We start from the raw sequence: 3,172 nt of genomic DNA, 5'->3' as shown, positions 1-3,172 counted from the left end.
GTCGACCGGACCGGCCACCGCCAGCACCGCCGAATTGGGACGCACCGACGAGCGATCGAGCACGGCCGCCTGGATCGCCTCGTCGATGGTGTTGTAGTTCGCCGTCTGGACGATGGTCGGCTCGCCTGCCTCGGAATTGGCGTCGAGCACGATCGAAAAGCGCGCATTGGTGCCGCCGATGTCGCCGATAAGGATCGGAAACCGCAACAAAGTATCGTCGTCGCCTGTGCCTGGCATGCTCTCGTCCGTCTCCGGCGCCACCGACGGCATCTAGCCGTTCTTCCGTTGACTAGCGCATGGGTTTGAAAAGGGAAACGGTTTTCGACCCCGGCGGCGCGCTGAGGCCGGCTGTGCGGCCAAACCGACACGGTTTCGCAAAAATAAGGCCCCGAACCGATTGGGCCGTGACCGTCAGTTTCCTGGCGGCCGCGGTCGCGGCAGCGGCACGCCGGTCTCGGGGGTCGCCGTGAAGGCGTTCACCGTACTTGGCAAGCCGGCGGCGGCCGGCGTGGCGGACAATGACGGCGCTTCGGGTTCGGGTGCGGCAGCCGCGACCGGCACGCCGCCGCCATGATAGGTCGCCGCCTCGGCCGAGGCCGGCCCCGGCGCGTCGAGCACGGCGCGGCATTCGCTCGGCAGGTTCGCCATCGTCATCAGGTCGCGTGCCTTGGGGGCATCCGGGTTCTTGTTGGGCCGCCACGGCTCCTGCGTGAACCACCAGGCCAATGGCTTGCCGCAACCGTCATCGTCCGGCGTCGCTTCCTGCGCCTTGCAGCCGGGGGATCCCGGCTGACAGCCGATGCGCATGTGAAAATGATAGTCGTGGCCCCAAAACGGCCGGATCTTGCGCAGCCAGCCGCGGTCGCCCCTGACGGTGTCGCAGAGTTTCTTCTTGATGCCCGGATTGACCAGGATGCGCTCGACCTGGCTGTAGCTCGCCGCCCGCTTCAGAAGCCTTGTGTGCGCCGGCGTCCACAGCGCGTCCTTCACCAGATGGGTCTTCTCATCGACCATCAAGGTGGCGCTCATCGATTCGCGCTGCGCCATCGACAGCGGGCGGCTGGGCATCGGCGTCAGCCAGATGTCGGCGTCGAGCCCGATCTGGTGCGAGGCATGCCCGGTCAGCATCGGGCCGCCGCGCGGCTGCGAAATGTCGCCGATCAGCAGGCCCGGCCAACCATCGGCTGCCGCGTCGCGCGACAATTTCTCGATCACCGCGATCATAGCCGGATGGCCCCAGCGACGGTTGCGGGACGGCCGCATCACCTCCCAGGTCGGACCGTCCATGGGAATGGCGACGCCGCCGGCAAAACAGCCCTTGGAATAGAAGCCGATCGATTGCGCCGCGCTCGCGGCTGGCAGTTTCTTGGCGCCGAACAGGTCTTTTGCCCGTTCCTCGGCCGCGGCCGGCCGTACGGCTAGACCGGCAAGGACGAACAGGCCGAGAGCGGCCGCCAGCCTGAATTTTTTGCCGAGAGATGGCTGTATCGGTGTTTTCATGAAACCGGATCCCCACCAGGCCGAATCATAGCATGCAACGCGGAACGCTTCGATCGATAGAGCGGTTCACCGAAACGGTGAACCGCTCTATCTCTGTTTTGACGCAATCCCGGACGGAGAACCGTGTCACACTTTTCCTGGAATTGCTTTTAGCGCTTCATCGGGCTGCGCGCCTCGCCGTCGCGCCAGTCGCCGCTCGCCCACATATGGTCGAAGGCGGCGCGGTAGTCCGGAAAGCGCAGGGAATAGCCCGCCGCCTTGATCGCCGCGTTGCCGACGCGCTTGTTCTCGCCATAGAAGGACCGCGCCATGGGCGAAAGTTGGGCGGCGTCGAAAGGAATCTCGGGCGGCGGTTCGATGCCCATCAATGATGCGGCATAGGCGACGACGTCCTGCGGCGGCGCCGGCAGATCGTCGGTGACGTTGAAGATGCCGCCTTTATTGCCTTGGATGAGCTGCCACAGGGAGCCTGCAATGTCGTCGCAATGAATGCGGTTGAACACTTGGTCGGGCTTGACCAGCCGCCTTGCGCTGCCGTTTTCCAGATTGAGCAGGGCATTGCGGCCCGGCCCGTAAATGCCGGAGAGTCGCAGGATCGCCACCGGCCGGCGAATCTCGCGGCCCAGCTCCAGCCAGTCCTGCTCTGCCGCCACCCGCATCATCGAACGCTTCGACACCGGCCGGCATTCAGCCGTTTCATCGACCCAGGCGCCGTCATAATTGCCGTAAACCCCGACCGTAGAGAGATAGCCGATCCATTCCAGCGCCGGCATTTGAGCGATTGCCTCTCGGGCGGCACCCAGCACGGGATCGCCAGCCTCCTCCGGGGCGACCGAAATCAGCAGATGCGTTGTCTTTTCCAGTGCATCGCCGATTTCCTCGGTCAGCGCACCGTCGAACAGCAGCGGGGCGATGCCGGCCTGCCGTAGCGTCTCGAATTTTTCCGGCGAGCGTGTCGTGCCGAAGATCGTCGCGGCGCCTTTGTTGGCCCGAGCAAAAGCCCTGCCGGAATAGCCGGCGCCGAAGATGAATATCTGCTTTTCGCTCATGCATTCGCCCTGGTTGGCCGCGCCAGACGCCATTCGTCGCGCACGGCTTCGTCGCTCTCGGTTTTCAGGCCGAGGGCTGCCCTTTCTGAATATTCGGCATCGGGCACCAGCCGCGCCAGCGCCCAAATTGCCGCGCCCCGCACCAGCTGCGAGGCATCGTCCAGCAAGGCGCGCACAGTGTCGGCAAGAGAGGCATCGCCGGAATTGCCGGCGGCGATCAGCACGTTGCGGATGAACCGATCGCGGCCGATGCGTTTTATCGGCGAACCGGAGAAGAAAGCGCGGAAGGCCGCGTCATCGAGACCCAAAAGGTCGGCGAGCGGTGGTTCGCGCAGATCATCGCGCGCGGCGAGTTTTGCTTCCGAAGCCGCCCGGGCGAATTTGTTCCACGGGCAGGCGGCTAAACAGTCATCGCAGCCATAGATGCGGTTGCCGATCTTTTCGCGGAATTCGTGCGGAATCGGCCCCTTGTTCTCGATGGTGAGATAGGAAATGCAGCGCCGCGCATCGAGCCGGTAGGGCGCCGGAAAAGCATCGGTCGGGCATGCGTCGAGGCAGGCGCGGCAGGAGCCGCAATGGTCGATTTCGGCGCGGTCGGGCACCAGTTCAGCGGTGGTGAAGAT

General features: G+C 64.8%; 4 protein-coding genes. All 4 read right to left on the bottom strand.

Annotation, left to right across the window (positions count from 1 at the left end):
• A partial coding sequence (locus tag EN969_RS23675) for a glucokinase (protein ID WP_206525214.1) occupies positions 1-237 on the bottom strand: 237 nt, incomplete at its 3' end.
• A gap of 174 nt (positions 238-411) precedes the next feature.
• On the bottom strand, positions 412-1,500 hold the full coding sequence (gene mepA / locus EN969_RS23670) for a penicillin-insensitive murein endopeptidase (RefSeq protein WP_063169660.1): 1,089 nt from the start codon (positions 1,498-1,500) through the stop codon (positions 412-414).
• Positions 1,501-1,649: 149 nt separating this feature from the next.
• Positions 1,650-2,549, bottom strand: a complete 900-nt coding sequence (locus EN969_RS23665) for an SDR family oxidoreductase (RefSeq protein ID WP_063170414.1) — start codon at positions 2,547-2,549, stop codon at positions 1,650-1,652.
• The coding region (queG, locus tag EN969_RS23660) for a tRNA epoxyqueuosine(34) reductase QueG (protein ID WP_127419440.1) at positions 2,546-3,172 on the bottom strand (627 nt) is incomplete at its 5' end. The genes EN969_RS23665 and queG, both read right to left, overlap by 4 nt.

The sequence above is a fragment of the Mesorhizobium sp. M7A.F.Ca.CA.003.01.2.1 genome, from assembly GCF_003998945.1.
GTDB classification, from domain to species: Bacteria; Pseudomonadota; Alphaproteobacteria; order Rhizobiales; family Rhizobiaceae; genus Mesorhizobium; species Mesorhizobium ciceri.
This window is presented reverse-complemented; position numbering and strand designations above follow the sequence as displayed.

Bases quoted from the DNA above. Each gene is read 5' to 3' on its own strand.
- mepA (WP_063169660.1), bottom strand. From the start codon at position 1,500: ATGAAAACACCGATACAGCCATCTCTCGGCAAAAAATTCAGGCTGGCG.
- EN969_RS23665 (WP_063170414.1), bottom strand. From the start codon at position 2,549: ATGAGCGAAAAGCAGATATTCATCTTCGGCGCCGGCTATTCCGGCAGG.